General features: G+C 45.4%; 1 protein-coding gene, 2 tRNA genes and 1 rRNA gene. All 4 read left to right on the top strand.

The window, feature by feature from the left end:
- A partial coding sequence (locus J7W16_RS21815) for a hypothetical protein (protein ID WP_210599537.1) occupies window positions 1-210 on the top strand: 210 nt, incomplete at its 5' end.
- A 59-nt stretch (window positions 211-269) separates the two neighbouring features.
- Window positions 270-346, top strand: a tRNA-Ile gene (locus J7W16_RS21810).
- Window positions 347-391: 45 nt separating this feature from the next.
- Window positions 392-467 (top strand) — tRNA-Ala (locus J7W16_RS21805).
- A 282-nt stretch (window positions 468-749) separates the two neighbouring features.
- Window positions 750-852, top strand: a 23S ribosomal RNA gene (locus tag J7W16_RS21800); the annotation flags it as partial.

The following is an 852-nucleotide window of genomic DNA, read 5'->3' as shown; positions in this document are numbered from 1 at the left end:
AGGTGCGGCTGGATCACCTCCTTTCTATGGAGTATTTACTCTAGTCGATATATGGTCTTAGACCGTATACGCTTTGGTCTTTTGTTCAGTTTTGAGAGGACTCAAAACTCTCTAAATAAATACTTTTGCTCATGCGTCTACGAGTATCGCTACGAAGGTGGCTTCCTCGGAGCAAGGCAGCATGAAGTGTTGACTGAAAGTGTTACATGATGTGATTGAAGTCAGTAGCCTTGTTCAGTTTTGAGAGAAAACTCTCTATTTATCGGTGGGGGCCTGTAGCTCAGCTGGTTAGAGCGCACGCCTGATAAGCGTGAGGTCGGTGGTTCGAGTCCACTCAGGCCCACCATAATAGTTTCATACTGAAACGGTTATACTATGATCGTTTATTTTTGGGGCCTTAGCTCAGCTGGGAGAGCGCCTGCCTTGCACGCAGGAGGTCAGCGGTTCGATCCCGCTAGGCTCCACCAAAAAAGCTATCTACTCTATAGTAGAATAGTAAAATGGTTCTTTGAAAACTAGATAATGCAAGAGAAACAATATAGTAAGTTTACCGGAATCTTATTTTAAGAGAAGGTCAAACGAGCTAGTCAAGAATTCATAAAAACGAACTTTATTGATCGTTTTTGGCAAAGAGATTCGAGTGATCCGAGGAAACGAGCCCTCGAGGAATGGAACGTAGTTTATCTACATGACATGACCGAGCAGGGTGAAGTTGACGAAGGAGCACGAAGAAGATCTGCAGCCGAAATGGTTAAGTTAGAAAGGGCGCACGGTGAATGCCTTGGCACTAGGAGCCTAAGAAGGACGCGACGAACGGCGAAACGCCTCGGGGAGCTGTAAGTAAGCTTTGAT

The organism is Halalkalibacter suaedae, from assembly GCF_017939705.1.
In the GTDB taxonomy this organism is placed as follows: domain Bacteria; phylum Bacillota; class Bacilli; order Bacillales; family Bacillaceae_D; genus Halalkalibacter; species Halalkalibacter suaedae.
This window is presented reverse-complemented; position numbering and strand designations above follow the sequence as displayed.